Origin of the sequence: Maricaulis sp. MIT060901 (assembly GCF_047123815.1) — a bacterium.
In the GTDB taxonomy this organism is placed as follows: Bacteria; Pseudomonadota; Alphaproteobacteria; order Caulobacterales; family Maricaulaceae; genus Maricaulis.
The window spans coordinates 2,209,376-2,233,131 of record NZ_CP138920.1 but is presented as its reverse complement, the minus strand read 5'-3'; the positions used below and the strand labels follow the sequence as shown (position 1 = coordinate 2,233,131).

Here is a 23,756-nt window from a genome sequence, read left to right as displayed (position 1 = left end):
CTCCTCGCTCCCGCCGGCCTATCCGACGGGGTCGAAGATAGAACCGGTAACCGAATTTTCTAGTTCATCAAGCCCTGTTCAGACGCCATGGAACGCATGGCCTTCTGCAGCTTTTCAAACGCACGGACCTCGATCTGGCGAATACGCTCACGACTGACGCCGTAATGCTCTGCCAGTTCTTCCAGCGTCTTGGGGTCTTCCGTCAGACGGCGTTCCTGCAGGATGTGCTGCTCGCGCTCGTTCAGCTCACCCATGGAGGCCTGCAGAAGCTGCATGCGGGTGTCGAACTCGTCGCTTTCGGCCAGCTCGTCTTCCTGGCTTTCCGCATCATCATCTGCCAGCCAGTCCTGCCACTGCCCCTCGCCTTCCGTGCCTTTCAGCGGCGCGTTGAGCGAGGCGTCCGGACCGGACAGGCGACCGTTCATGGACACGACATCGTCATTGGTCACGCCCAGCTTGGTGGCGATTTCCTCGACCTGGTCCGGGCGCAGATCGCCCTCGTCCAGGGCCTGCATCTGGCTTTTCATGCGGCGCAGGTTGAAGAACAGCTTCTTCTGCGCAGCCGTCGTACCCATTTTCACCAGCGACCAGGACCGCAGGATATATTCTTGGATCGAGGCGCGGATCCACCACATGGCGTAGGTCGCCAGGCGGAAACCTTTTTCCGGGTCGAATTTCTTGACCGCCTGCATCAGGCCGACATTGCCCTCTGAAATCACTTCAGCGACCGGCAGGCCATAGCCGCGATACCCCATCGCGATCTTGGCCACCAGGCGAAGGTGAGAGGTCACCAGCTTTTCGGCGGACTTCGCATCACCGTGTTCACGCCAGGCCTTGCCGAGCATGAATTCCTCGTCCTTTTCCAGCATGGGAAAACGGCGGATCTCGGCCAGATAGCTGGACAGACCCTGTTCCGGCGAGAGCGATACTGCGAGTGCGTTAGACATAATCTACATCCTATCCCTATGCAGACGAGGCTGGCCAGAGGCCTCACCATGCCTGCTCGCAGACGTATTTGGGGAAGCGAAAGCGCGAATGCTAGGGCCTCACGCCGACGTTACCGCCATTTGAGCGTACATAATGCCTATGCATCCATGCACGCCCCCGCCTGCCCTATGCATATGGGAATTCAAATTCCGCGTGCAAGGGCAAGCCCGATGTGGAGTTGACGGCTATGCGTCGTGGCGGTGCTGCGCCCGGACGACCTGCAATTCCAGCCGCTTGACCTCTCGCAGGACCTGATTGGTCAGGATCTGCTGGAACAGCGCGCCGCGCAGGAACAGAACGATCTGGGTGACCACAACAAGGCCCAGACCCCAGCGCAGGGTCATCAGCACGTCATCCGTGGCGATCAGCTGCAGCGTGATCCATACCGCCAGGACGACAAAGACCAGCACCATGAACATGACAACAGCCATGACCCAGCCCATCGAGCCGGAGAAAATGCCCAGCGCCTGACGGAAAAAGCCGGGCTGCGGGGCGTGGCGCCCCAGAAGCTCGCGATCCTCGGCGTCCAGCGCTTCGGTGATCAGATCATCGATATCCTTGTCAGTATTGCTCATATCAGGCTCCATCACTGGTAATCTCCAACGCGTCCCGGAGTTTCCGGCGCGCGTGCATCAAACGGGTTTTCACGGTCCCCACCGGAACATCCAGGGCGAAGGCGATCTCGGTCACGCTCATCTCCTGGCGGTGAAACAGCGCCAGCGCAGAGCGCTGGTCAGGCGGCAGGTCCGCCATCGCCCTCGCGACCACGCCGACATCGGCCTGGTTTTCCGCGAGGATCTCGTCATCCATGACGTCCGGGGGTTCGGCCGCAATCGCGGCCTGTGTGTCGCGGATGCGCTGTCGCTTGCGGATCATTCCTGCACATTTGCGCGTGACGATCCGATAGGCCCAGGCGGGAAAAGCCGCCGGGTCATTGAGGCGCCCCAGGCCGCGGACTATGTCCAGCCAGGCGTCCTGGAGGACATCCTGCGCCATGTCGGCATCCCCGGAGAGGCGCCAGGCATGGCGGGCGAGTTCGGGCTGGTAGAGGCGCGCCAGCTGGTCGAAAGCCGCGCGATCTCCGGTCCTGGCCGCACTGACCAGGTATTCCCCGAGCACGCGTTTCTTGTCGCGTCGCATGGCCTTGCCTTCCCTGACCCTTCTCAGCTGGTCACAACCGGCAGGTCGATCATCACCGCATAGACGAGGACGAGCGCGGCAGCGAAGGCGATCGGCGCCAGCAGGCGCACGACCACCGGGTGCAGCTTGTCAGCCCACCAGACGGCATAACCATGATGCCATCGGCGCGGCACCAGGAGGATGAGTACCGATGTCGCGGCTATGAAAAGGCCGATCCACTGGAAGGCGTCCGGGAAGCGTGACAGCGGCGCGGCCCCGATCATGGCCAGCCCGAAGCTGAACCGCAGCGCCTGTTCCGCCACATTGATCAAGGCGGTGCTGCCGGCCATGCGCAGAATGGACAAGGCCCCATCCGGAGCGAGCAGCATGAGACTCCCCACCAGCCCCATCCAGGCGGCGAAGAGGAGCACTCCGTGAATGGCGATTTGCGAGATCATGTCATCCCTCATTCCAAAACATGTGTTCGGAATAAAGGTGCGCCCCGGTCGGCAACCGGTTCAATCGGACCCGGTTTTTTCTTCAGATACGGCGCCTAGCTGGCCTTGGAAACGCTCTGATGGAATTGCAGATAACCGCGTTCAACCATGCGGCGCATGGCATCATAGGCTTCGGACAACTCCTCATAGGCCGTCCGTAGCAGGCCCAGGCGCTCAACCTCGGTTTTTTCCAGGGGCGCGCGGCTCCGCGCAGCGGACATCGCCGCATCGACCCATGCACTGCGGGCCTTGGAAGCGGACAGAGCGAGGTTCTGGAAATCCTCAAGCGTGACAGAATGGATCGTCTTCTTAATCACCGCCTGATTGGCGGCGAACACGGTATAATCAATCTGCTCCAGCTGACCGCGCAGTTTGCGCTGTTCAGCGGGGTCCTGCACGAGATCCGGCTCGAACCGGTCCGATACCTTGCGATAGCTCGACGTCACGGTCTTGGACATTACCAACTCTCCTTCCGGGATAGTAGAATTTCACTCTGCCACTAAGGGTTTAAGCAATATTGAACAGGGGTTTCACGGCAGGAGCGGCATTACCCTCCGTTTGGAAAGAATGCTCTTCCACAAACCCGGTCGATCCCACGCGAAATCAGCCCTATCTCCTTGCTCAACAGGTTCAGGGAGGACGTTATGTCTGCACCAAAAATTCTCGTTCTTGCCGGTTCTGCCCGCAAGGACAGCGTCAACAAGAAACTCGCCACCAATGCCGCTGACATCGCGCGCGACAGGGGCGCCAAGGTCACCCATATCGACCTGGCTGATTATGAAGCCCCGCTCTATCACGGGGATGATGAGGCCGAGAACGGGCTGCCCGACAGCATGAAAGCGATGCGCAAACTGCTCGCCGAACATGACGCGATGATCGTCGCCACGCCGGAATACAACGGCAATATTCCACCACTGCTCGTCAATACTTTCGACTGGATGTCCAGGCCCGATGGCGAAGACAGGTCCAACCCCTTTGCCGGCAAGCTGGCCATCCTGATGGCCGCTTCCCCCGGCGGTCTGGGTGGCGTGCGGGTGATCCCCCGCCTGCGCGCCTTCCTCACCGATCTTGGCATGATGCCCCTGCCAGGACATGCCTCGGTACCGGGTGCCTTCCAGGCTTTCGACGAGGATGGACGCCTGACCAATGACCGGTCGCGGGGTCAGATCGAGAGCCTGGTGGACAATCTCACGAAATTCCTGGGCGGGGCGTGACGCCGGTCACGGTAAACCCTGTCCACTTCGGAGTAGACTGACCCGACAAGAATATTCCTGCCTTCCCCTCCCAGACGCAGGAGCATGTCATGGGTCAGACTATTTCCGGTCCGCTGGTTTCGGTGGCCCAAGCTGAATTCGAACAAATGCGCGACGAACTCTGGTCGCGCCTGAAATCCGGCCAGCTGGATGGTCACCGCTTCGTCAGGGGCGCCAGCATTGTCGGACACGACGTCGATTTTTGCTGCGAGAGCGCCAAGCTCCTCATCGACATCCATCCCACAAACGGCGCAGACCCGGCCCTGCTGGACGAACGACGCATCGCCGAGCTTGAGGAGGCGGGGTATCTGGTCCTACACCTGTGGGAGCAGGATTTACGTCGCGGGGTCGATCTCCTGCTCGATTTCATCCGCCAGGCCCTGGGCTGGCGCGACCCGATCACCGACATGCCCGCCGCGGTCAATGACAGCAGCCATTGCTAAGGCGTTCCGGCCAACCTTTCGACCTGGTCCCGGCCTCAAAGGCCGATGACCTAAGCCTGTAAGGACTGCCCGACAATCCCCTCTCAGGCGTAGTCGTGTGCAATTGGTCGCGGGCATCGCTAACATTACAACGTGTTCATATTGGCTTCGTCTGGGGGGACTTACTGCCATGCGTGTAATCGCTTTTATAATGCTCGCCGCGCTGGCGGGTGCCATCGCCTACAAAACTCAATTCGCCGTCGAAGAACCGGCCGCCGGGCCGAGTGAGGAGGCAGTCACCGAGGAAATGGCTTCGGAGCAAGCCGCGAGCGCAGACGCCGTGGCCGAAGACACCGCCGCGGAGGACATTCCTGAAGAAGATATGCCCGGGGAAGACATGCCCGGGGAAGACATGCCCGGGGAAGACATGGCTGACGACGCCATGCAGGAAGAGAGCGTCGCTGAAGAAGACGAAGGCGAAGCTGAAGAAGACGAAGGCGCAGAAGAATAGGGTCCGGACATTCTCGTCTGTCTTAATCCTTATGGGGCGACGGTATTGACCGTCGCCCTTTTCATTGGCGCCCCTTTCATATCGCGGAAGGTTAAATCAGCCACATATTGAGCCGGAGCGGACAAGCAGACTAGCATCACGCCAAATCCGAAACGGAGCCCGACATGATCCGGACCCTTGCATTCGCTACACTCACACTGCTCGCCGGCACGACCAGCATCGCCGCCCAACCGCTCATCCTGATCACCAATGATGATGGCTATCAAAGCCCCGATCTGCGCGCCCTCGCCTCGGCCCTCAATGCCCAGGCTGATGTCATCATCGTCGCACCCCAGAGCAATCAGAGCGGGACATCAACCTCGCTGGGCAATCTGCGCGCCGAGGCGGAATGGTCGGAGTTCGAATTTGACGGCGCCGACATTTCCTACTGGATCAACGCCACGCCCTCCGTGTCCACGCATTTCGGAATCGACCTGGCCGAACGTCATTATGGCCGTCAGCCCGACCTCGTCATCTCCGGCATCAATGCGGGGATGAATGACGGACAGTCGCACCATTATTCCGGCACGGTCGGCGCCGCGCGCACCGCCAGCCTGTACGGCATTTCTGCGCTGGCAGTTTCGCTTGATCGTGCTGACGGTCGCGACCTGGACGGGGCTGCGGAATGGGTGGCTGCCTTTGTGGCGCAAATGCCCGGCGATGCGAACCCGGTCTATTACAACATCAACATGCCCGCGACCGACCTTGATGCGGACAGCCCGGCTCTCATCACCCGCCCGGCTGATGTGCGGCTGGAAATCTTTGACCGCAACGCCCAGCCACTGACGGTGGAAACCGGCCTGCGTTCAGGCACGGCACGTTGGGGTTACCGGTTTGAAGGCGATCCCGGCGACGGCACCGACATGGCCGCGATCGCCCAGGGCGCCATCTCGATCACCCCGCTGGTCGTGGAGCATTTCGACCGCGCGCAGTAGGACCCGATGCCGCAACAGAGCTCGAATGGCTTTCTCGCGTGAAACGCTTCAACAAACTGCTGCTCGACCGGGTCCAAGTAGCGCGTAAGAGCTACGATTCAAGCAAAAATAAAAAGTAATAACGGTGCAAATCCAATCGACTGCCCCGCCCGTAAAGAGAGCATCAAACCTCACCTTACGGAGTAGTTTTCATGGTATTCAATCGTCTCCTCGCCGCTTCCGCGCTCGCCCTGATCACGGCAGCCGGCGCCTCTGCCCAGTCCTACGTGTCCGGCTCTGCCGGTTTCAGCCTGCTCAAGGACAGCGACAATAGAGGCGCCCTGACCCGTGCATTCACGACCGGTGACGGCGTCGCCGTTCCGGCCGGCACGGTGCTCGCCAGTGGCACGGAAATCGGCTGGTCGACCGAGTTCGACAACGGCCTCTTCCTCGCAGGTGCCTACGGCTACCGGTTCAACGACAAGCTGCGGGGCGAGATCGAAATTTCCTACTCCAGCAATGATGTGGACGGCCATGCCGATGTGACCGCTGGTGGTGGCGCGCTGGGCGGCGCGGATGCCGCCGCGCTGATTACCGGGTCTGCACCGCTCGGCGTAACGATTGCCGACCTCGTCGCTGACGGCCAGGGCGACGTGACCACGACCGCCTATGCACTCAACCTGTACTATGATTTCGATTTTGATGATGCGCCGCTGGACTTCTATGCCGGTGCCGGTGTCGGGCTGGCGGACGTGTCCGTCGACTTCTCCCCGTCCGGTGTCGTCATCATCGATGACAGCGAAACCGTATCCCTGTTCCAGCTGATGTTCGGCGCGAGCTTCCCGCTGTCTGACAAGACCGAAGCCTTTGGTGGCTATCGCTATCGCATGACCGGTGATGTCGGCACCAATGCCAGCCTCTTCCCGACCTCGCTGGACATCGAGAACAATTCCCATGTGCTGGAAGCGGGCATCCGTTTCCACTTCTAGACATCTGCCCGATCGCCCCGGCGATCCTCCCCGCAAGGCCTGGCGTTCGCGCCAGGCCTTTTTGCGTGAACCCCGGCCAAAACCCCAGGCCCAGCCTCCGATTATTGATTTCTTGATCTGTCATTGTCAGTTTCCTGTCGGGTGCCTGTCGTGGTCGACAGGCGGGCCTGGCCGTAATTCTCGCCGGGCAATTGCATGAGAGAGCAGACGCATGGGACTGAAATCGCTGCGCCTTGAAAAAGGCTGGTCGCAGGAACAACTCGCAACCATCAGCGGGTTGAGTGAGCGCACGATCCAGCGCGCCGAACGCGGTGACATGCCCAGCCTGGAAAGCTTGCGCGCCCTGGCCGCCAGTTTCGAACTCTCCCATGCCGAATTGCGTCAACGCATCGAAACCGACATGGAGACCCCGGACATGCCTGCCAATGACACCCTCGCCCCGAACACCCCGACCGCGACCCCGGCCGCCGAGCCGACCAGCCCGGTCCTCACCACAACCGCCAAGCGCCTTCTGCTGGGCGGCGCCATCTATGTGCTGGTGATCAGCTGGATGGCCCTGATGCAGGTGTTCGCCGGCTGGGATCCGGAACTCCTGCCCTATGTGGCGCTGACCGGCGGTGGCCTTCTGGCGACCTATTTCTTTGCCAATCTCGGCGGCTTCGACGAGAGCGACAAGAAAGAGGACTAGCGCCCTGCTCTTGTCGGCAAGGCCCGCTGCGGCGGCTGGTCGAATGCGGCCGAGCGGAGTGACTAGGACCAGGCTCGACCGGTAATCCTCGCCCGGGGGCCACGGATCATCAGGCATAAAAAGACCGCCAGACCCGAAAGCCTGGCGGTCCCTTGTCGCGGTTGCTCGGTCCGGCCTTGAACGGCCCGGATCAGGTCACCCCGATCCGCTCGCGTGAAACGCGGGACCCGTGAAATCACGTCAGAGGAAAAGGGCTGCCTTTACCGCCGCACCTGATTTCGATCCAAGACCGCAACCTTTAAAACCACTGATCATCGGATCACCTCCTCTCGTCTGTTAGCGTTGATAGAAAAGCTAGCACGACGGGGGCCGGGAGCAAGGGCGATGCGTGGGAAGCACCAAAACCTCCACGCGCTTTCGCGCTGGAGTGAGAGGCATGCGGAAGGCCGGTGAAACCGGATATGTATGCAAGAGCAGGGGTTAAGGGCCTCCCGCACACGGGTGCTGTCTGTCATGTCCGAAATGACCCCGCAGGGTCGGCAGACGCGTCCCGTACATCCATGCCCGAAAAGACTGAGCTCTCGCCTCCCACGACATGGATCGAGGGAGAGTATGGGGCAGATTTGAGCAGCGTGGATATCTTCCCCGCTCGCGGGGAAGTGGGCTCGCCGTAGCCAAAGGCGAAGGCGAGGTCGAAGGGGCGCTTCCCGGCCTCCCCGCTTGCGGGGGAGGTGTCCTTCGCAGCCTTTGCGAAGAAGGACGGAGGGGGACAGAATGTTCCGGATAAAACACCAACAGCGCTCCCCCTCAGCCCGGCCACTCTGCGAGCGCCCGGACAGCTCCCCCGCAAGCGGAGGAGCCTGGAGGGGCTCTGACTACAGCGAGAAAGGCGCCCCAAACACCGTCACACCGATGAAGATCGGGGCCCAGTTCGAAGGACATGGTGTTTTAGGAGCAGGTGCTTTCTGGAGCGGAACCCAGCCTTATGAACTGGGTCCCTGCCTTCGCAGGGATGACGGTATACAAGACGGACAGACCTATTCCGCAGGCTGATGCAGAGCAATAACCAGCTGGTGATCCGTCTCGGTAGCAATATCGGCTTTATCGATGTGGATGTGGGCGCCAGACACATTGCGACCGGCCAAGTCGAGCATACGCCGCGCGAGTTGGACAGCAGCAGCAGAAGTAACAGACAGCACGATCTGTTTCCCTTCCCAATCACCATCATCAAACCTGATATCCCAGAAAAGCTCGGAACCCGAACCGATCAGGTCAGATTTGAGCTGACCCATCAATCGATCGGCTCCCGCGTCTCCCCGCTCTCGCTCAGATAAATCTCCGACCCCTTCGCCTTGAACTCCTCAGCCTTCTCGGCCAGGCCGGCTTCCACCTCGTTCGGCGCCCGGGCACTCCCAAACGTGTCGCGGATCTCCCGCGTAATCTCCATCGAGCAGAACTTAGGCCCGCACATGGAGCAGAAATGCGCCACCTTGTGGGCGTCCTTGGGCAGGGTCTGGTCGTGGAAGTCCCTCGCGGTTTCCGGGTCGAGGGCCAGGTTGAACTGGTCTTCCCAGCGGAATTCGAAGCGGGCGCGCGACAGGGCGTCGTCGCGGATCTTGGCGGCGGGGTGGCCCTTGGCCAGGTCACCGGCGTGGGCGGCGATCTTGTAGGTGACGACGCCGACTTTCACGTCATCACGGTCGGGCAGGCCCAGATGTTCCTTGGGCGTCACGTAACACAGCATCGCACAGCCGAACCAGCCGATCATCGCGGCACCGATGCCCGAGGTGATGTGGTCATAACCCGGCGCGATGTCCGTGGTCAGCGGCCCCAGCGTGTAAAAGGGCGCCTCGTGGCACTCCTTGAGCTGTTTATCCATGTTTTCCTTGATCTTGTGCATGGCCACATGGCCCGGCCCTTCGATCATGACCTGGCAGCCTTTTTCCCAGGCGATCTTGGTCAGCTCGCCCAGGGTTTCCAGCTCGGCAAATTGCGCGCGGTCATTGGCGTCGGCGATCGAGCCCGGACGCAGGCCATCACCCAGCGAGAAGGACACGTCATAGGCGCGCATGATGTCGCAGATTTCCTCGAAATGCGTGTAGAGGAAGCTCTCCTTGTGGTGCGCCAGGCACCATTTCGCCATGATGGAACCGCCGCGCGAGACGATGCCGGTGACCCGGTCTGCGGTGAGCGGGACATAAGCCAGGCGCACGCCGGCATGGATGGTGAAATAGTCCACGCCCTGCTCGGCCTGTTCGATCAGCGTGTCGCGGAACACTTCCCAGGTCAGGTCCTCGGCAATGCCATTGACCTTTTCCAGCGCCTGGTAGATCGGCACGGTGCCGATCGGCACCGGCGAGTTGCGCAGGATCCATTCGCGTGTGTTGTGGATATTCTTGCCGGTGGACAGGTCCATCACCGTATCGCCACCCCAGCGGATGGCCCAGACCATTTTCTCCACCTCTTCCTCGACCGAGGAGGCCACGGCGCTGTTGCCGATATTGGCGTTGATTTTGGTCAGGAAATTGCGGCCGATAATCATCGGCTCGAGTTCCGGGTGGTTGATATTGGCCGGGATGATGGCACGGCCGCGGGCGATCTCGTCGCGGACAAATTCCGGCGTCACGTGTTCGGGGATGGAGGCGCCAAAGCTCTCGCCATCCTCCATGCGCTCCCTGGCGCCCTCAACCGCCTGTTTGCGGCCCAGGTTCTCGCGCTCGGCGACATAGACCATTTCCGGCGTGATGATACCGGCGCGGGCAAATTCATATTGCGTCAGCGGCTGGCCGTCCGTGCCCTTGAGGGGCTGGTGCTGGGTCGGGAATTCCCGGGCCAGGTATTTGCCGGTCGCCCCGCCATTATCCAGCGGCGAGAGCGGGCGGCCTTCATACTGTTCCACCTGCCGGTCCTTGTACCAGTCCAGGCGATGACGCGGCAGGCCGGTCTCGACATTGATCGTCGCGTTGGGATCGGAATACGGACCCGACGTGTCATAGACCCGCACCGGCGGCTCGTTGGCGGTCGGGTGCAGGTCGATTTCGCGATGCGGGACTTTCAGTCCGGGCGCCGTGCTGGGCGAGGTATAGACACGCCGCGAACCCGGCAGCGGCCCGGTGGTCACTTCCGGCGTCTCGAAGGAGGCTTGGTCAGTTGGCTTGTTCATGGGGTGTCTCCTTCATAAATTTTAGTAACGAACTGATACATTTGACTCAGGTCGTCGACATCCGAAATGCGAAAAGACCATTCGCCAGATGGGTCATCTGTGCGGCCCATCGTAATAGCGTTCTGGAGTAGAACAGCGCGTTCAATCTGGTCTCGGTTGATAATGTCAGCGATCTGACCGCGCCCATCAAGAGCGACAGCTCGCTGGTCCGTAAATAGGTAGGTGTGGACCATCCACTCAGTGTTTGGTCGACGCGACAGCGACAGACACAACGCAGTAAAATAAAGAACGCTGACGCCGAACAGGACCCAGTGAGCAACACTTAAAAAGGCCGAACGAGCGGGAAGCGCGAGAAACAGAAGCGCCAGCGAACCGGCGCCGAAAAGCGGCGCTACGATACGTGTAAGTAACTTCTTCATCCATTGAGAACGCAGCCTGAGTTCCTCCTCGCGTCGGTCGACGCGTTCCTCACGCAAGAGTGTCTCGCCTTCCCGAATGTGCCACCCGTCCGCTCGGGCCGACATTAGTTGCATTCTGAACTCGGCTGTCACACTGCACCTCCCGCCATTTCTACAACCGGCGCCTTGCGCGCGCGGGCCCGCACCGAGGCGGCGGTGTCATTGAGGGCGTCATTGCGTGCGGTTTCAGCCGCCGCGCGGAATTCGGGATGGTGGATGGCCAGCACGCACAGCGCATTGACCGCCCAGGCGCGCACAAAGGGGCGCGCGTGGGTGATGTAGGATTGCGCAAACCGCGCCAGTTTCGGTCCTTCCGGCAGCGGACGGTCATAGCCGTCCAGCGCCTGCAAAATGTGCAAAACGGCGCCCCAATGGGTCAGCCGGCCCAGCCGGGGCGAGATCGCGGTGGCGATGTCGGCCAGGATCAGGTCACCGCATTTCAGGCTCTGCTGGACCAGCCAGGTCGAGCCGGCCTGGATCAGCGGTTCATCGTCATCGACAAGGTCGTAAAGCGCGTCCCAGAAACCGGGCGCATCGCGCAGCTGGACCTTCGCCTCGCACAACAGGCTCATCGCCTTGCCGTCAAACTCGCTGATCGCTGCCCTCAAACGGGCTTTTGTGTGCGCGGTGGTCTGGTCGCTCATATCCTGCTCCGTCCCGACGCCGGCATGACCCGGATCCGGTCCTAAGGGTCTTTCTCAGCACCCGCATGCGGGGCACCCCTCGGAACTCAATTGCTGGCGAAAATGGACGCGCGCCGGTGATTTGGCAAGGTCAGCTCACTCATGCGCGTGAAGATCCCGCGTCTCGCCCGGCTCGGTGAAGAAATCCTCGTCGCTGGCGCGAACCGCAACCGGTGGGAAAGGGCCGAGATGGATGCCGGTGAGCGACTCTGCATTGATCCGCTCGCGCAGCACGTCGCCACCCCATTCCGTGACCAGCCAGAAAGGCGGGAAAGCGTGATCGGTCCGCACGGCCTGGAAATGCTCTTGATGGGTCTCGTAGATCGCTTCATCCGGCGTCGCATCGCCGAGATGCATCACCGTGATCTCGCCGTTCAGCGTGACGCGATAGACCGTGTTCTGGACGCTGGCCCAGTTGGATCCGCCGGCATGGGGCACATAGACCGCCTCGATGACCAGCGCCCGCGGGTCTTCCGGCGTGGCGACGACAAATCCCATGGGTTCTACAATGAAGGGCAACGCCACGATGCGATCAGCCAGGCCGTCGTCCCAGTCGCGCTCGGTCTCCATCATCGGCCGGGCCTGGGACGGGGCAACCAGCACGACAGCCGGATGACGGCGCATGTAGCGGAGCATTGCCTCGGCATCGAAATGATCGTCATGGATATGGCTGACAAAGACGACATCAACGCCTTCGAACTCGTCCTCGCCTGCCATCAGGCGGCGCTTGATACGGCGCGGGATCGGCTGGATGCCGTTGAAATGGATATACAGCGGATCAAACAGGATCCGGGTCTCGCCAGCTGTCACCAGCACGGCTTCATTGGCCAGGAAATGGGCCGTCGCATCATCACCTGCGACCGGGTGCGCCATCGCCGCGCTCAACAGCGCAGCCGCCAGGGTTGGGCAGTGTATCATCAATTGATCTCCCCCGGCACTCAAGGCGAGCATGACCAACACGACCGGTCTTGGCAATCAGCCGGTGACAGTGATAGCTACAACTAGTAGTGACCGTGAACAGCGCGCGTCTCGCCCGCCTCGGTGAAGAAGTCCTCGCGGCTGGCACGCACGGAAATGGGCGCGTTTATCGGCACGTGAATGCCGGTGACGTGGTCGGCATTGAGGGTCGCGCGGACACGATCACCACCCCAGTCCGCAATCAGCCAGTAGGGCGGAAAGGCGTTGTGGGTCTCGTGCGCCTGGAAATGGGCCTGGTGCGGGGTGTAGTCACGCGGGTCCTGGGTCGCATCGCCGAGATGCATCACCGTGGCCTCGCCGTTCAGCGTCACGCGATAGACCATGTTCTGGATGTGAGAGCGACCGGGACCGCCGGCATGGGGAATGTGCACCGCCTCGATCCGGATCGCGTCGGCCACGTCATCCGCAGCAATCACCAGCTCCTGGGGCTGGGCCGTGAAGGGCAGAATGCGCAGTCGTTCAACAAAGCCCTCCTGCCAACCCGCTGCAGCGCGCATGTCCAACTGCGCCTGGTGCGGTGCAACCAGGATCACCTCGGCATGGGCGGCCAGATAGGCGTTCATCTCCGGCGCGTCGAAATGATCCCCATGCACATGGCTGACAAGCACTGCGTCAACGCCGTCAAACTCACCCTCGCTCGCCATCAGGCGCGCCTTGGTGTCCGGCTCGACCAGTGGATAGCCATAGGAATGGGTGAACAGCGGATCGAACAGGATCTTGGTCTCGCCGGCCGTGACCAGAATGGCCTCATTGGCGAGGAATTGGGCAGTGGTGTCCTCGCCTTCGACGGGATGGGCAAGGGCCGCTCCAAAGAGCGTGGCGACAAACATCGAAGCGTGCAAGGTGTCCTCCTAGTCGGGGTTCCTGTCTATAAGCTGCTGCCGCAGCAGGCGCTCGACTTTCCGGGCATCCTTGATACCGACAAAGCCCTTGCCTGGAATCCAGGCGGAACCTCGCCCGCCATGGTCCCATCTGCCCACGGTGAATAGGAGGCTTTCCCGACCGGCCGAGCCCTTTCGCGTTAAATTACCCATCTCGGAAACATGGATGCTGGTTACACCACCGCGTCCCGCCAGGATGATCCCGCGACGATCCGTGACCGCGTAGAGAGTCGTCCAGGCGTTCCTGGCCTCCAAACTCTCGCGGACCAATGAAACCAAGCCGACACCGACAAACACCACCGGCACGGCCAGCATCACAAACACGAGCGAACTTTGCTGCTGCGGGAAGGCATCGCCTTGATGAAGCAGCAGAGTACTCGCTGCGATCACCGCGAAGAGGGTCCAGCACAGCAAGAACGCCAACCGGTATCCACGCTGCTGCACGAGCAGTGTCAACGGGTCGGGAGCCTCGCTCCACAAGACTCGCTCGCCTGGGTCCAGTTCCGGTTGGAGACGTTGGTGATGATGCAGATCCATACCCCGGCCTAGTGAACCGCAGCCGCCTCGACCGCCCGCATCACCCGAAGCACGTTCAGGCCCCAGATCTTGGCGATATCTTCCTCGGAATAGCCGCGGCGCAGGAGTTCCGCCGTGACCGCCGGTGTGGTCGTGGCATCGTCCCAGCCGCCAACACCGCCGCCGCCATCAAAGTCCGAGGCAATGCCGACATGATCAACACCGGCCACCGCGACAGCATGGTCGATATGGTCGACAAAGTCGGAAATCGTCACATCTGGATACTGGCTCTGCAGCTCTGCCATGCGGGCACGGGCCTCCGTGAAGGTCTCCGCAGACGCATTGGCGCGGCCTTCAGCCGTATCGAGACCCAGCTCGACCATCAGCTCATTGCGGGCGGCCGCAAGTCCCTCATCCATCGCCTGGACGTAACCGCGGAACGCGACCATCTGGGCAACACCGCCATTATCGCGGATCGCGCGAAGCTGCTCATCATCGAAGTTGCGTGGATGGGCATAAACACCCTGGACGCCGGAGTGCGAGCCCATCACCGGTGCACGGGACATGCGGATCGCCTCGAGACCGGTTTCCTTACCCACATGGGAGACGTCGATCATGATGCCATAATCATTCAGTTCGGCGACCAGCGCGCGGCCCAGGTCGGTCAGACCGCGATCGACCGGGTCATCACCGGCCGTCAGATTTGGATTGGACGAGGTGCCGAACTGGTTGTTGCCGAAATGGGTGATGGACATGTAGCGCACACCGCGCTCTGCCCACATCGGCACATCCTCGATCGACGGGCCCAGCGGATAGGAATTCTCCATACCGATCAGGGCAACACGGCGGCCGGTCGCAGCGATCTCCTCGACCTCGTCCGCGGTGACGGCGAGACTGATCTGGTGGGGATGGTTTTCCAGCATGAGGCGAATGCCCTCATACTTGTTCTCGGCTTCGGCGTGGGCCTCCGCATATCCTTCCTCGGTCAGATCACCCTGACCGACATAGACGATAAAGAACGCAGCATCGAGGCCACCCTCGCGCATTTTCGGCAGATCAACCTGGGCGTCGGTTGGGCCACCCGGATCGAGTGCCGGCGTACCGAAACCCGGTCCGGTATCAACATGCGTGTCGAGGGTCAGCACGCGGTCATGGATCTCGGCAGCCCGCGCCAGGAACTCCGCCTCGGTCTCCTCGCCACCACCGGAATTCTGGGCTCCGCAGCCCGCCAGAAGTGCAGCAGCAGCAGCCGACACCATAAGAATACGCATTGTCCCCTCCACAAGACTTGAGGCGCCAGACTAGAAAGCCTGACGCCTCGCGCAAGTGAAATTGCTGCCCCGCCGAAGCTCGATAACCCGGGTGAACTCCGACGGGGCACCTGACAGCCCCAATGCGGCACAGGACGGGCTGAACAGGCGTTACTGTGTGCGGGCGTAGGTGTCGTCACCCCAGGTCATGGAGACCACGCGACCGCTGTCATCACGCTCGAAGCTGAAAGCCTCACGGCTCTCGAAGGCATAGGGCTGCGCACCGAACAGATCCTGCTGGGCCGGCGTCAGCGGGTAAGGTGCATCGCCCCACATCGCCGTCAGCGCCCCGTTCTCGTAAACCACCTGGACATCCAGATAGGGTTCACCGGTGGAATAGGTGCCCACGAACTGGCGCAGCTCGTCATGGCTCGGCGCCCAGCTCCATCCACCCCATTGCTCATTGGCACGATCCTCGGCGTCACGACCCTGGCGGAATTCCAGCAGACGGCCCTCACGCTGGGAGTAGATCTCCGGGCGGCGGGTCGACCAGGCCTCGGCATCCTCGTGCTCGACGAGGAATTGCAGATACATGTTGATCGTACGGCTGGTGACCCAACCGGTATTGTTGTCGGAATTGGCAAAGGCGGCGATGCCGACACCCAGTTCCGGAACGAAAGCCATCTGCGTGCGGGCGCCGATATAACCACCGCCGTGGATGTGGACTTCATAGCCCTCGAAATCACAGACATTCCAGCCCAGTGTGTACTCGCTGCAGACCAGCTCATAGGCATTGCGGCGGTCTTCCATGCCCGTCTGGACATAACCCTGCTGGGCTGTGCTGACGGCATTGGCGGAGATGCCGGAACCGGCCGGGCCTTCGCCACGCAGCTGCATCTGCAGCCAGACAGCCATGTCATTGGTGGAGGTTACCAGGCCACCGGCAGACTGCATCATGTGATCGGTCTTGGGCCGCTGTTCGTACCAGCCAAGCTCCTCACCCTGCCAGATATGGCTCCAGGACAGCTCATCCAGGCTGTAGTCGGAGGTGCGCGCAGACGTGCTGTCCATGCCCAGCGGATCGAAGAGCACCTCGTCCATCCAGTCCTGCCAGCTCTTGCCGGTCGCCGTTTCCAGCAGCGCAGCGTAAATATTATAGCCGAGATTGTCGTACTCGAAGCCCTCATCTCGAGCCTCGCCGAAATTCTCGATCAGGCGCGGATAGTCAGCCGGATTGATCGTCATGGAATAGGCTTCAATCATGTTGATCACGCCAACATTGATCGGCACCTGGTGGCTCAGAAGATCGCTCATCGTATACCCACGAATGTCGACACCACCGGCCTCACCCAGATCCGGCCAGACATCGCCGATGGTCGCATCCAGGGAGAACACACCACGCTCGTCGAGGACAGCGGCGACAAGACCGAGATAGGCCTTGGTCTGGGACGCAATATAGATCGGCGTGTCCGCTGTCAGCGGTGCACCGGTGGAGGCGCGACGTTCACCGGAAACATGATTCAGCAGAACATCGTCAGCCGTGACGACGACAGTCGCATAACCCGGTCCAAGATTTTCGAAACGATTGAGGAAGTCACGAAGCTGCTCAGCTGCGCCTTGCGGGGTTTCCGCGAGGGCAGATGCGCTCAGCCCGATAGTCGCCGCAGCGGCCAAAAGCGCAGATTTAACCATGAGAGGTTCTCCTTGTTCGTTGCCGGTTTCCCGGCAGACAGAGAAGGGGTAGCTCATCTTCGCGTTGCTTTTAATTCGACCTCCCGAAGAAGAATTATCTTCATAACAAAGATAACAACCCGGAGAAGATAACCGCCTTCCAACTCTATGAGCTGAATGTAGCGGGCAGCACGGTCGCGTTCTTGAACGCATGTAACGCCAGTCTGAAAATTGGTTCAGACAGGAAAAGACCCGCTTCGTTGCCAAAGCGGGTCTGGTTCACACTGCCATGAGACGTTGCAGCTTTCGGGGGGGCAGGCCGGTCATTTTCTTGACCCATCGAGTAAAGTGCGCCTGGTCGGCAAAGCCTGCCTCGATGGCGGCCATGGCCGGTTCCGCACCGTTGACCAGACGGCTCAATCCCATCGCGGCCCGGCTGCGGGCACGATAGACGCTGGGCGGTACGCCGAAATGCCGGGCAAAACTGCGCGACAGGTGCACCCGGTGAACGCCGGCGCCCTCGGCCAGGCTTTCCAGGTCGGGTGCAAATTCATCATCGCGCAATTGCTCTCGCACGCGCGTCAGCCAGGCCGGTATCTCGGCATCACGCCCCCGGGAGACCGAACCGGCACTGGCCAGCAAATCCGCGACGGCATCACGCGCCAGCGCACCACTCGTGGCGATGACATTCATCAATGCGTGGACATGGGCATTACCGTCCTCGCTTTCTCCCCAACCCCAGTCCAGCTCGCCACGAGGCAGAAATCCCCGCATGGCGTCACAGTCCAGATTGGCGGAAAGAATGAGCGAACCCTGACGACCATAGACATTGGCGTGCATGCAGCCGGCGGGCTTCACGCCTCGCGCGGGCTGCAGGATCTCGCAGTCACTGCGGGCGATACACTCGGCCATCTCTCCAGCCAGCAACCAGGAGACCTGGTGGTAGTCATGCCCATGTGCATCCATGGCCTCGTCAGCACCATAATGGCTGAGGCGCACACACAGGCCTTGGGTTTCAAACAGGGTCTTTTGACGGATTGGCATTTTCTACTCGCTTCACACTCGTCATATTCCACAGATGCTTCCCACCACCTGTTTGGATGATGAAACAACTGCAAGAGTCCCGAGTCCGTCTTCCCTAGCGTGCAAAACGCCGACCTCAAAAGAGATCGGCGCCTGAGCAATCCCCCTACCTTGCAGGCAAGTCAGTTGAAGGCCATGGCCCTGCGATGACAGCGGTCGTACAGGGCCAGGAAGGCTTCCGCATCGCTGCTGCCGGCTCGGGAGGCATCGGCCAGATAGGCACGCGCCTGGTAGAAATCCGCCTGCCCCTGCTCATCCGACAGCATCAGCCCGACAAGCAGTCCGGCAAAGGCGTGCCCCCGCTCGTTGAAAATCCGCGCCATCGCCGTTTCGGCACGATCGGTATTGTTGCGCCAGCCATAACTGGCCAGGGTCAAAAGCGAGAGTGAGCGCAGGCTGGCCGGGTCATTGGCCCGCATCAGATCGCCTCCCCAGTAGAACGCAGCCGCCTCGACCGGAACTCCGCGCTGCTGGGCCATCTGTGCCAGCGCCTGCTCCATGCCGGCACTGGTCCGGTAGAGATAGCTGTCGCGATGTTCGGCAAAGCGGGTGCAGTCATTGGCAAAGGCCGCACTGGCAAAGACCAGGTGGGCAGACACACTGGCGACAATCGCCATCAGGGTACGCATTCGGACCAGGGCCATGGGGCTCTCCCTCAATTTCGTGAGGAGGAGCCTGCCAGTGGCGTTTTAAGCGAGGCTCAAATTGCGCGGCCAAGTTTGATGCGAATTTTACGGGTTGGAATGAGCGGCTCGACCGCCCGAACCTACCCCCTGAACGGGTCCTGCATCAGGATGACGTCCTCGCGTTCCGGCGAGGTTGAGACGAGCGCGATCGGGCATTCGATCAGTTCTTCCAGGCGGCGGACATATTTGACCGCTTCGGCCGGGAGCTGCGCCCAGGACCGCGCGCCGGCGGTGGAGCCGGTCCAGCCCTGCAGGGTCTCATAGACCGGTTTGACATTGGCCTGGGCTTCCTTGCCAGCCGGCAGGTAGTCGAGACGCTCGCCATCGAGTTCATAAGCGACGCAGACCTTGATCTCGTCGAATCCGTCCAGCACGTCCAGCTTCGTCAGCGCGACGCCGGTGACACCGCCCTGGGCCAGGGTCTGGCGGGTGATGACGGCATCAAACCAGCCACAGCGACGCTTGCGGCCGGTGACTACGCCGAACTCATGGCCCTGTTCGCCGATGCGCTGGCCGATTTCGTCGTGCAGCTCGGTCGGGAACGGGCCTTCGCCCACGCGGGTCATATAGGCCTTGGCGATACCGAGCACGTAACCGACATCCTTCGGTCCCAACCCCGTGCCCGCAGCGGCCTGGCCGGAATGCGTGTTCGAGGAGGTCACAAAGGGATAGGTGCCGTGGTCGACATCGAGCAGCGCGCCCTGGGCGCCTTCAAACAGGATTTTCTTGTCGTCCTTGATGGCCGCCTGCAGGTCGCGCCAGACCGGTGCGGAATAGGGCAGGATTTTCGGTGCGATCTCGAGGATTTCAGCGACCAGCTTGTCGGCATCATATTCCGGCTGGCCCATACCCCGGCGCAGGGAGTTGTGGTGGAAGAGAATGTCGGCGACACGGGCGCGCAACGCGTCCTCGTCTGCCAGATCGACAACCCGAACCGCGCGGCGTCCGACCTTGTCCTCATAAGCCGGACCGATGCCCCGGCGTGTCGTGCCGATGGCTTCGCCGTCATCGCGATTCTCGCGCATGGCATCGAGCTCGCGGTGGATCGGCAGGATGAGGGCAGCGGTCTCGGAGATCTTCACGACGTCCGGGGTGATGTCGACACCCTGTTCGCGGATGCGCTCGACCTCGGACACGAAGGCCCAGGGGTCAACAACCACGCCATTGCCAATAACCGAGAGTTTTCCGCGAACCACGCCGGAGGGCAGCAGGGAGAGCTTGTAGACTTTCTCGCCCACGACCAGGGTATGACCGGCATTATGACCACCCTGGAATCGCGCGACGACATCGGCGCGATGGGACAACCAGTCCACCAGCTTGCCCTTGCCTTCATCGCCCCATTGGGCGCCCACAACAGTCACATTGGCCATGTCATTCTCCAGTGCTCTATGCGGGAGGCACTTCTGTCACGAAGGCGTGAGCGGGGCCAGATTTATTTGCACGCAAGGACACACATCGGCAGGATCATCTTCGTTCAGTGCGGAGGACGACATGCTTTTTCGAATTCTTTTAGCTTCTGCAGCTGTTTTTTCCATCACGACCATGGCCAGCGCACAAACACCGCCGCCGGCCTGTACGTCCGACATCCATGACGATTTCGACTTCTGGGTCGGCGAGTGGAATGTCTACGCTCCCGATGACGGCCCCTATCTCGGTCACAACACGATCGAACGCATCAATGGCGGCTGCCTGGTCACCGAACACTGGGTCGGCGCCAGCGGCAATGCCGGCAACAGCATCAACATCTATGACCCGTTGATCAGCGCCTGGCGACAGGTCTGGATGAGCAATGGCTGGTATATTGACTATTCAGGCGGACTGGACGAAAACGGCGCCATGGTCCTGACCGGCGAGTCCTACCTCGTCCAGACGGATGTACGCGCCGGATTGCGCGGCACTTGGACACCGCTCGAGGACGGCACGGTCCGCCAGTTCTTCGAACAACAGGATGCCGACGGAAACTGGCAGGGTGTCTTCACCGGCATCTATGTGCGCAAAGCGGACGATCCACGTGCCGAGGAAGCGGCAATGGCTCGCGGGGAATGATGATGGCGAGGGTCGCTAACGCGGCAGCTGGCAAACCGAACGGGATGCCTCAACGACCGAAACGGTAGCTCAGGCGAACCCCAGCATTGTCCAGGGCCTGGTTGCGGCCGGACGCCAGGATCTGGCCGTGGGAAATGTGCTCGTAATAGGCGCCCACGGACCAGTTGTCCGAGAGGTCATAGTCCAAACCCAGCCCGTTATAGAACAGGATGTGATTGCCCATCAGCGCGCGCGTCGTGGCCAGGCGGATACGCTCCGGATCACCCGGAGGCGAGTTCTGGTCGATATCCTTCACGCCGTCATTATACGACAGCCCGAATGTATACTCGATGTCCCAGTTCCCACCGAGGTCCCAGTCCCACGCCAGACCGGCCGTACCGAAATTGGTCAGGCCATTGGTATTGAACGAGCCATAGACAAAAGGACGCGGTGCCCAGATCGGTTCCAGGAAGTCCGGGCTTTCAAACAGCAGTTCCAGGGTGACGTTCGGGCCGTCCTCGACGTGGTCGGCGAGGTCGTGAGCGGTCACGCCAAGACGGAACTCGATACCCTCGTCCTGGGCCGAAGCCATACCGGACAGGATTGCTGCAGCGGCGGCGGCGGTCATCCAACGTGTCATCATATTCCCCTGAGAACTCGCGCAAGCGGCGATATCTGTTTTCACAACTAACCTGTAGATCAAAGCGCGTCCAGCGCTTCGCCATAGGCCCAGTCAAGCCAGGGACCAAGTGCGGCCAAATCATCACGCTCGATCGTCGGGCCGCACCAGATGCGAATGCCCGGCACGCTGTCGCGGTGCATGATGATGTCCAGCCCGGCGTTTTCCCGCTCCAGCAGGGAGACGATCTTCCTGGAGAAGGCCCACTGCGCCTCGATATCGAGCGACAGCACCTGCGGGTCCTTGAATTTCAGCGTCACGGATACCTGGGAACGATGCTCCGGGTTCTCGCACAGATACTCGGCCCATGCACTGTCCTGCACCCAGGCATCCAGCGCCGCAAAATTCTCGCGCGATCGCTTCACCAGTGCCGGCAGACCACCAATCTTGGACGCCCATTTACACGCGGCGACATAATCCTCGACCGCCATCAGGGACGGTGTGTTCAGGGTTGAGCCCTCATAGACCTTCATGTTCGCCTGATCACCCTTGTGCAGGGCAAACAGGCCCGGGATCGGCCAGGAGGGTTTGTAACTGTTGAGGCGTTCGATCGCCCGCGGCCCCATGACCAGCATGCCGTGCTGGGCCTCACCACCGAGGCATTTCTGCCACGAGAACGTCAGCACATCGATCTTGGACCAGTCGATATCCACCGCAAAGGCGCCGGACGTCGCGTCACAGACCGTAAGCCCCTCCCGATCCGCATCAATCCAGTCATACCCCGGGATCCAAACACCGGCAGCCGTGCCGTTCAACGTGAAGATCGCGTCGCGCTTGCCATCATATTGCGACAGGTCCGGCAATGTTCCGGCCTTTTCCCGGAAGATGCGCAGATCCTCGAGTTTCAGCTCGTCACGAGCATCAAGGATCCAGCGATTACCGAACACATCCCAGCCGAACACGTCCACACCACGCTCACCCAGAAGCGACCACATCGCTGCTTCCATCGCGCCGGTATCCGATCCCGGAATGATGGCGACATGATAGTCCTCGGGCAGTTCCAGCAGCGCGTGCGTGCGATCAATGGCCTCCTTGATCCGTGCCACGGCAGACCCCGTTCGATGCGTCCGCGAGAGCGGCGCATCAATCAGGCTCTCCCAGCTCCAGCCGGGATGTTTCTTCACCGGGCCACAGGAAAACCGCGGATCCGCCGGCTTGAGCACGGGCTTTTGATATCTGCTTTTGGCGGGGGCGTGCGTGATCTCGGACACGGGCATAACTCCGTTGGGCAGGATAGAGACGATTCAGTCATCACGTTGACGCCCCGCCACGTTACGGGCAAGAGCAAACTCCATGATCCCGACACGTCATTTTTTCATAGCTTCGGCTCAACCCGGTTACGGCACCAGCAAAAGCGTGTCCAGCGGAGGCGCAGCGGCGTGACACAAACCCCGGCTCAGCCGACAGTCCAGAACTGGATCGCACTCGGCATCCTCACCGTCTTGTGGGGCTCCGCCTTTGCCTTCATTGGCTATACAGTCGACTTCCTGCCGCCGATGGCGCTCATCTTTGTGCGCCTGACCCTGGCCGCACTGATCCTGCTGGCCTGGGCGATATTCCGTGGCCGACGCATGCCACCGCTGACGGACAAGCGCTGGCTCTGGTTTACCGGGCTGGGCTTTTTCGGAAACACCCTGCCCTTCTTCCTGATCGCCTGGGGCCAGCTCAGCCTGGACAGTGCCCTGACCGGTATTCTGGTGGCGACCATGCCGCTGGCGACGCTGGGCCTGGCTCATGTCTTTGTTCCCGGCGAGCGCATGAATGCCCGCAAGCTGATCGGTTTCCTTGTGGGTTTCGGCGGCGTTGTCGTGTTGATGGGCCCCAGCGCCCTGCAGGGAATTTTCGATAGTTCCTTCGTCGCTCAGATCGCCGTCGTCGGCGCCGCGGTGTGTTACGGCATCAACGCCGTCATGGCGCGTATGCTGCCGGAAACCTCGCCCTCGGTGTCCGGCGCAGGCATGCTGATCACGGCTGCCCTGCTCTCCCTGCCCATGGGCTTGTGGGAGCTGACCCAGGTGGACGCCGTACCCATGACGGCATGGGCCTCGGTAGTCTGGCTGGCGCTGGCGCCAACAGCAATCGCCTCGGTCATGCTGATGCAGATTGCGCGCACGGCCGGTCCGGGCTTCCTGGCGATCGTCAATTATCTCACACCCGTCGCGGCAGTCGTCACAGGTTACATCATCGGTGAAAGCATCGGCTGGGCAGCACTGCTGGCCCTCGCAATCATCCTGGCCGGCGTGTGGATCGCGCGGAAACGCTAG

Annotated in this window: 27 protein-coding genes and 1 riboswitch; of the genes, 8 read left to right on the top strand and 19 right to left on the bottom strand. The window is 61.3% G+C overall.

Annotated elements, in window-relative coordinates; all coding sequences use genetic code 11:
• Positions 1–59 precede the first annotated feature (59 nt).
• From rpoH to SIC17_RS10925, 5 genes are all read right to left on the bottom strand, one after another.
• Positions 60–947, bottom strand: coding sequence for an RNA polymerase sigma factor RpoH (rpoH, locus tag SIC17_RS10945; protein WP_291891686.1), 888 nt, complete (start codon positions 945–947; stop codon positions 60–62).
• Between the two features lie 225 nt (positions 948–1,172).
• On the bottom strand, positions 1,173–1,562 hold the full coding sequence (locus tag SIC17_RS10940) for a DUF6768 family protein (RefSeq protein ID WP_412545374.1): 390 nt from the start codon (positions 1,560–1,562) through the stop codon (positions 1,173–1,175).
• Between the two features lies 1 nt (position 1,563).
• A complete protein-coding gene (locus SIC17_RS10935; RefSeq protein WP_291891684.1) occupies positions 1,564–2,127 on the bottom strand; it encodes an RNA polymerase sigma factor in 564 nt (187 codons plus the stop codon).
• A 23-nt stretch (positions 2,128–2,150) separates the two neighbouring features.
• Entirely contained in the window at positions 2,151–2,564 is a 414-nt protein-coding gene (locus SIC17_RS10930) for a hypothetical protein (protein WP_291891683.1), read from the bottom strand.
• 95 nt (positions 2,565–2,659) lie between these two features.
• A complete protein-coding gene (locus SIC17_RS10925; RefSeq protein WP_291891682.1) occupies positions 2,660–3,061 on the bottom strand; it encodes a hypothetical protein in 402 nt (133 codons plus the stop codon).
• A 186-nt stretch (positions 3,062–3,247) separates the two neighbouring features.
• On the opposite strand from SIC17_RS10925, the gene SIC17_RS10920 reads away from it, so the two are divergent.
• The 6 genes from SIC17_RS10920 (at position 3,248) to SIC17_RS10895 (ending at position 7,419) form a co-directional block, all read left to right on the top strand.
• Complete coding sequence (locus SIC17_RS10920) at positions 3,248–3,817, top strand: NADPH-dependent FMN reductase (protein ID WP_412545373.1); 570 nt, start codon at positions 3,248–3,250, stop codon at positions 3,815–3,817.
• Positions 3,818–3,906: 89 nt separating this feature from the next.
• A complete protein-coding gene (locus tag SIC17_RS10915) occupies positions 3,907–4,299 on the top strand; it encodes a DUF559 domain-containing protein (protein ID WP_412545372.1) in 393 nt (130 codons plus the stop codon).
• Positions 4,300–4,468: 169 nt separating this feature from the next.
• Positions 4,469–4,789: a hypothetical protein gene (locus SIC17_RS10910; protein ID WP_412545371.1), complete on the top strand. Its 321-nt coding sequence runs from the start codon at positions 4,469–4,471 to the stop codon at positions 4,787–4,789.
• A 164-nt stretch (positions 4,790–4,953) separates the two neighbouring features.
• Positions 4,954–5,763, top strand: a complete 810-nt coding sequence (surE, locus tag SIC17_RS10905) for a 5'/3'-nucleotidase SurE (protein ID WP_291891678.1) — start codon at positions 4,954–4,956, stop codon at positions 5,761–5,763.
• 191 nt (positions 5,764–5,954) lie between these two features.
• Positions 5,955–6,731 carry an outer membrane protein gene (locus SIC17_RS10900; protein ID WP_291891677.1) on the top strand — a complete coding sequence of 259 codons (777 nt, stop codon included), beginning with the start codon at positions 5,955–5,957 and terminating at the stop codon, positions 6,729–6,731.
• A gap of 211 nt (positions 6,732–6,942) precedes the next feature.
• Complete coding sequence (locus tag SIC17_RS10895) at positions 6,943–7,419, top strand: helix-turn-helix domain-containing protein (RefSeq protein WP_412545370.1); 477 nt, start codon at positions 6,943–6,945, stop codon at positions 7,417–7,419.
• A gap of 1,037 nt (positions 7,420–8,456) precedes the next feature.
• On the opposite strand, the gene SIC17_RS10890 is transcribed toward SIC17_RS10895, so the two are convergent.
• The 12 genes from SIC17_RS10890 to SIC17_RS10835 all read right to left on the bottom strand — a co-directional run bounded on the left by SIC17_RS10890 (position 8,457) and on the right by SIC17_RS10835 (position 20,158).
• The gene (locus tag SIC17_RS10890) at positions 8,457–8,711 is read right to left on the bottom strand and encodes a hypothetical protein (RefSeq protein ID WP_412545369.1); all 255 of its coding nucleotides are present in this window, start codon (positions 8,709–8,711) and stop codon (positions 8,457–8,459) included.
• Entirely contained in the window at positions 8,711–10,582 is a 1,872-nt protein-coding gene (gene thiC, locus SIC17_RS10885) for a phosphomethylpyrimidine synthase ThiC (RefSeq protein ID WP_412545368.1), read from the bottom strand. The genes SIC17_RS10890 and thiC overlap by 1 nt, the downstream gene beginning before the upstream one ends.
• On the bottom strand, positions 10,579–11,058 hold the full coding sequence (locus SIC17_RS10880; protein WP_412545367.1) for a hypothetical protein: 480 nt from the start codon (positions 11,056–11,058) through the stop codon (positions 10,579–10,581). Before SIC17_RS10880 ends, thiC begins: the two co-directional genes overlap by 4 nt.
• 71 nt (positions 11,059–11,129) lie before the next feature.
• Entirely contained in the window at positions 11,130–11,684 is a 555-nt protein-coding gene (locus tag SIC17_RS10875) for a hypothetical protein (RefSeq protein WP_412545366.1), read from the bottom strand.
• Positions 11,679–11,774: riboswitch (TPP riboswitch) on the bottom strand. (Overlaps the previous gene by 6 nt.)
• Before the next feature lie 45 nt (positions 11,775–11,819).
• Positions 11,820–12,641, bottom strand: coding sequence for an MBL fold metallo-hydrolase (locus SIC17_RS10870; protein ID WP_412545365.1), 822 nt, complete (start codon positions 12,639–12,641; stop codon positions 11,820–11,822).
• 83 nt (positions 12,642–12,724) lie between these two features.
• Complete coding sequence (locus tag SIC17_RS10865; RefSeq protein WP_412545364.1) at positions 12,725–13,543, bottom strand: MBL fold metallo-hydrolase; 819 nt, start codon at positions 13,541–13,543, stop codon at positions 12,725–12,727.
• Between the two features lie 9 nt (positions 13,544–13,552).
• Positions 13,553–14,119, bottom strand: a complete 567-nt coding sequence (locus SIC17_RS10860) for a hypothetical protein (RefSeq protein WP_412545363.1) — start codon at positions 14,117–14,119, stop codon at positions 13,553–13,555.
• A gap of 8 nt (positions 14,120–14,127) precedes the next feature.
• The gene (locus SIC17_RS10855) at positions 14,128–15,369 is read right to left on the bottom strand and encodes a dipeptidase (protein ID WP_412545362.1); all 1,242 of its coding nucleotides are present in this window, start codon (positions 15,367–15,369) and stop codon (positions 14,128–14,130) included.
• Positions 15,370–15,519: 150 nt separating this feature from the next.
• A complete protein-coding gene (locus tag SIC17_RS10850; RefSeq protein ID WP_412545361.1) occupies positions 15,520–17,040 on the bottom strand; it encodes a serine hydrolase in 1,521 nt (506 codons plus the stop codon).
• Positions 17,041–17,298: 258 nt separating this feature from the next.
• Entirely contained in the window at positions 17,299–18,063 is a 765-nt protein-coding gene (locus SIC17_RS10845; protein ID WP_291891656.1) for an AraC family transcriptional regulator, read from the bottom strand.
• 161 nt (positions 18,064–18,224) lie between these two features.
• Positions 18,225–18,746 carry a hypothetical protein gene (locus SIC17_RS10840; RefSeq protein ID WP_291891654.1) on the bottom strand — a complete coding sequence of 174 codons (522 nt, stop codon included), beginning with the start codon at positions 18,744–18,746 and terminating at the stop codon, positions 18,225–18,227.
• 122 nt (positions 18,747–18,868) lie between these two features.
• Positions 18,869–20,158 (bottom strand): adenylosuccinate synthase, encoded by a 1,290-nt coding sequence (locus SIC17_RS10835; protein WP_412545360.1) that lies wholly within the window; start codon positions 20,156–20,158, stop codon positions 18,869–18,871.
• Positions 20,159–20,279: 121 nt separating this feature from the next.
• Here SIC17_RS10835 and SIC17_RS10830 point away from each other — a divergent pair, with 121 nt between their 5' ends.
• Positions 20,280–20,834: a hypothetical protein gene (locus tag SIC17_RS10830; RefSeq protein WP_291891650.1), complete on the top strand. Its 555-nt coding sequence runs from the start codon at positions 20,280–20,282 to the stop codon at positions 20,832–20,834.
• Positions 20,835–20,883: 49 nt separating this feature from the next.
• Here the strand turns inward: SIC17_RS10830 and SIC17_RS10825 are convergent, their stop codons facing one another.
• On the bottom strand, positions 20,884–21,453 hold the full coding sequence (locus SIC17_RS10825; RefSeq protein WP_412545359.1) for an acyloxyacyl hydrolase: 570 nt from the start codon (positions 21,451–21,453) through the stop codon (positions 20,884–20,886).
• A 59-nt stretch (positions 21,454–21,512) separates the two neighbouring features.
• Positions 21,513–22,703: a phosphoserine transaminase gene (locus SIC17_RS10820; RefSeq protein WP_412545358.1), complete on the bottom strand. Its 1,191-nt coding sequence runs from the start codon at positions 22,701–22,703 to the stop codon at positions 21,513–21,515.
• Between the two features lie 168 nt (positions 22,704–22,871).
• Here SIC17_RS10820 and SIC17_RS10815 point away from each other — a divergent pair, with 168 nt between their 5' ends.
• A complete protein-coding gene (locus tag SIC17_RS10815) occupies positions 22,872–23,756 on the top strand; it encodes a DMT family transporter (RefSeq protein WP_412545357.1) in 885 nt (294 codons plus the stop codon).

Excerpts from the sequence above, each read along its gene's own strand:
- rpoH (WP_291891686.1), bottom strand. The coding sequence starts at position 947 with ATGTCTAACGCACTCGCAGTATCGCTCTCGCCGGAACAGGGTCTGTCC.
- SIC17_RS10940 (WP_412545374.1), bottom strand. The coding sequence starts at position 1,562 with ATGAGCAATACTGACAAGGATATCGATGATCTGATCACCGAAGCGCTG.
- SIC17_RS10935 (WP_291891684.1), bottom strand. The coding sequence starts at position 2,127 with ATGCGACGCGACAAGAAACGCGTGCTCGGGGAATACCTGGTCAGTGCG.
- SIC17_RS10930 (WP_291891683.1), bottom strand. The coding sequence starts at position 2,564 with ATGATCTCGCAAATCGCCATTCACGGAGTGCTCCTCTTCGCCGCCTGG.
- SIC17_RS10925 (WP_291891682.1), bottom strand. The coding sequence starts at position 3,061 with ATGTCCAAGACCGTGACGTCGAGCTATCGCAAGGTATCGGACCGGTTC.
- SIC17_RS10920 (WP_412545373.1), top strand. The coding sequence starts at position 3,248 with ATGTCTGCACCAAAAATTCTCGTTCTTGCCGGTTCTGCCCGCAAGGAC.
- SIC17_RS10915 (WP_412545372.1), top strand. The coding sequence starts at position 3,907 with ATGGGTCAGACTATTTCCGGTCCGCTGGTTTCGGTGGCCCAAGCTGAA.
- SIC17_RS10910 (WP_412545371.1), top strand. The coding sequence starts at position 4,469 with ATGCGTGTAATCGCTTTTATAATGCTCGCCGCGCTGGCGGGTGCCATC.
- surE (WP_291891678.1), top strand. The coding sequence starts at position 4,954 with ATGATCCGGACCCTTGCATTCGCTACACTCACACTGCTCGCCGGCACG.
- SIC17_RS10900 (WP_291891677.1), top strand. The coding sequence starts at position 5,955 with ATGGTATTCAATCGTCTCCTCGCCGCTTCCGCGCTCGCCCTGATCACG.
- SIC17_RS10895 (WP_412545370.1), top strand. The coding sequence starts at position 6,943 with ATGGGACTGAAATCGCTGCGCCTTGAAAAAGGCTGGTCGCAGGAACAA.
- SIC17_RS10890 (WP_412545369.1), bottom strand. The coding sequence starts at position 8,711 with ATGGGTCAGCTCAAATCTGACCTGATCGGTTCGGGTTCCGAGCTTTTC.
- thiC (WP_412545368.1), bottom strand. The coding sequence starts at position 10,582 with ATGAACAAGCCAACTGACCAAGCCTCCTTCGAGACGCCGGAAGTGACC.
- SIC17_RS10875 (WP_412545366.1), bottom strand. The coding sequence starts at position 11,684 with ATGAGCGACCAGACCACCGCGCACACAAAAGCCCGTTTGAGGGCAGCG.
- SIC17_RS10870 (WP_412545365.1), bottom strand. The coding sequence starts at position 12,641 with ATGATACACTGCCCAACCCTGGCGGCTGCGCTGTTGAGCGCGGCGATG.
- SIC17_RS10860 (WP_412545363.1), bottom strand. The coding sequence starts at position 14,119 with ATGGATCTGCATCATCACCAACGTCTCCAACCGGAACTGGACCCAGGC.
- SIC17_RS10855 (WP_412545362.1), bottom strand. The coding sequence starts at position 15,369 with ATGCGTATTCTTATGGTGTCGGCTGCTGCTGCTGCACTTCTGGCGGGC.
- SIC17_RS10850 (WP_412545361.1), bottom strand. The coding sequence starts at position 17,040 with ATGGTTAAATCTGCGCTTTTGGCCGCTGCGGCGACTATCGGGCTGAGC.
- SIC17_RS10845 (WP_291891656.1), bottom strand. The coding sequence starts at position 18,063 with ATGCCAATCCGTCAAAAGACCCTGTTTGAAACCCAAGGCCTGTGTGTG.
- SIC17_RS10840 (WP_291891654.1), bottom strand. The coding sequence starts at position 18,746 with ATGGCCCTGGTCCGAATGCGTACCCTGATGGCGATTGTCGCCAGTGTG.
- SIC17_RS10835 (WP_412545360.1), bottom strand. The coding sequence starts at position 20,158 with ATGGCCAATGTGACTGTTGTGGGCGCCCAATGGGGCGATGAAGGCAAG.
- SIC17_RS10830 (WP_291891650.1), top strand. The coding sequence starts at position 20,280 with ATGCTTTTTCGAATTCTTTTAGCTTCTGCAGCTGTTTTTTCCATCACG.
- SIC17_RS10825 (WP_412545359.1), bottom strand. The coding sequence starts at position 21,453 with ATGACACGTTGGATGACCGCCGCCGCCGCTGCAGCAATCCTGTCCGGT.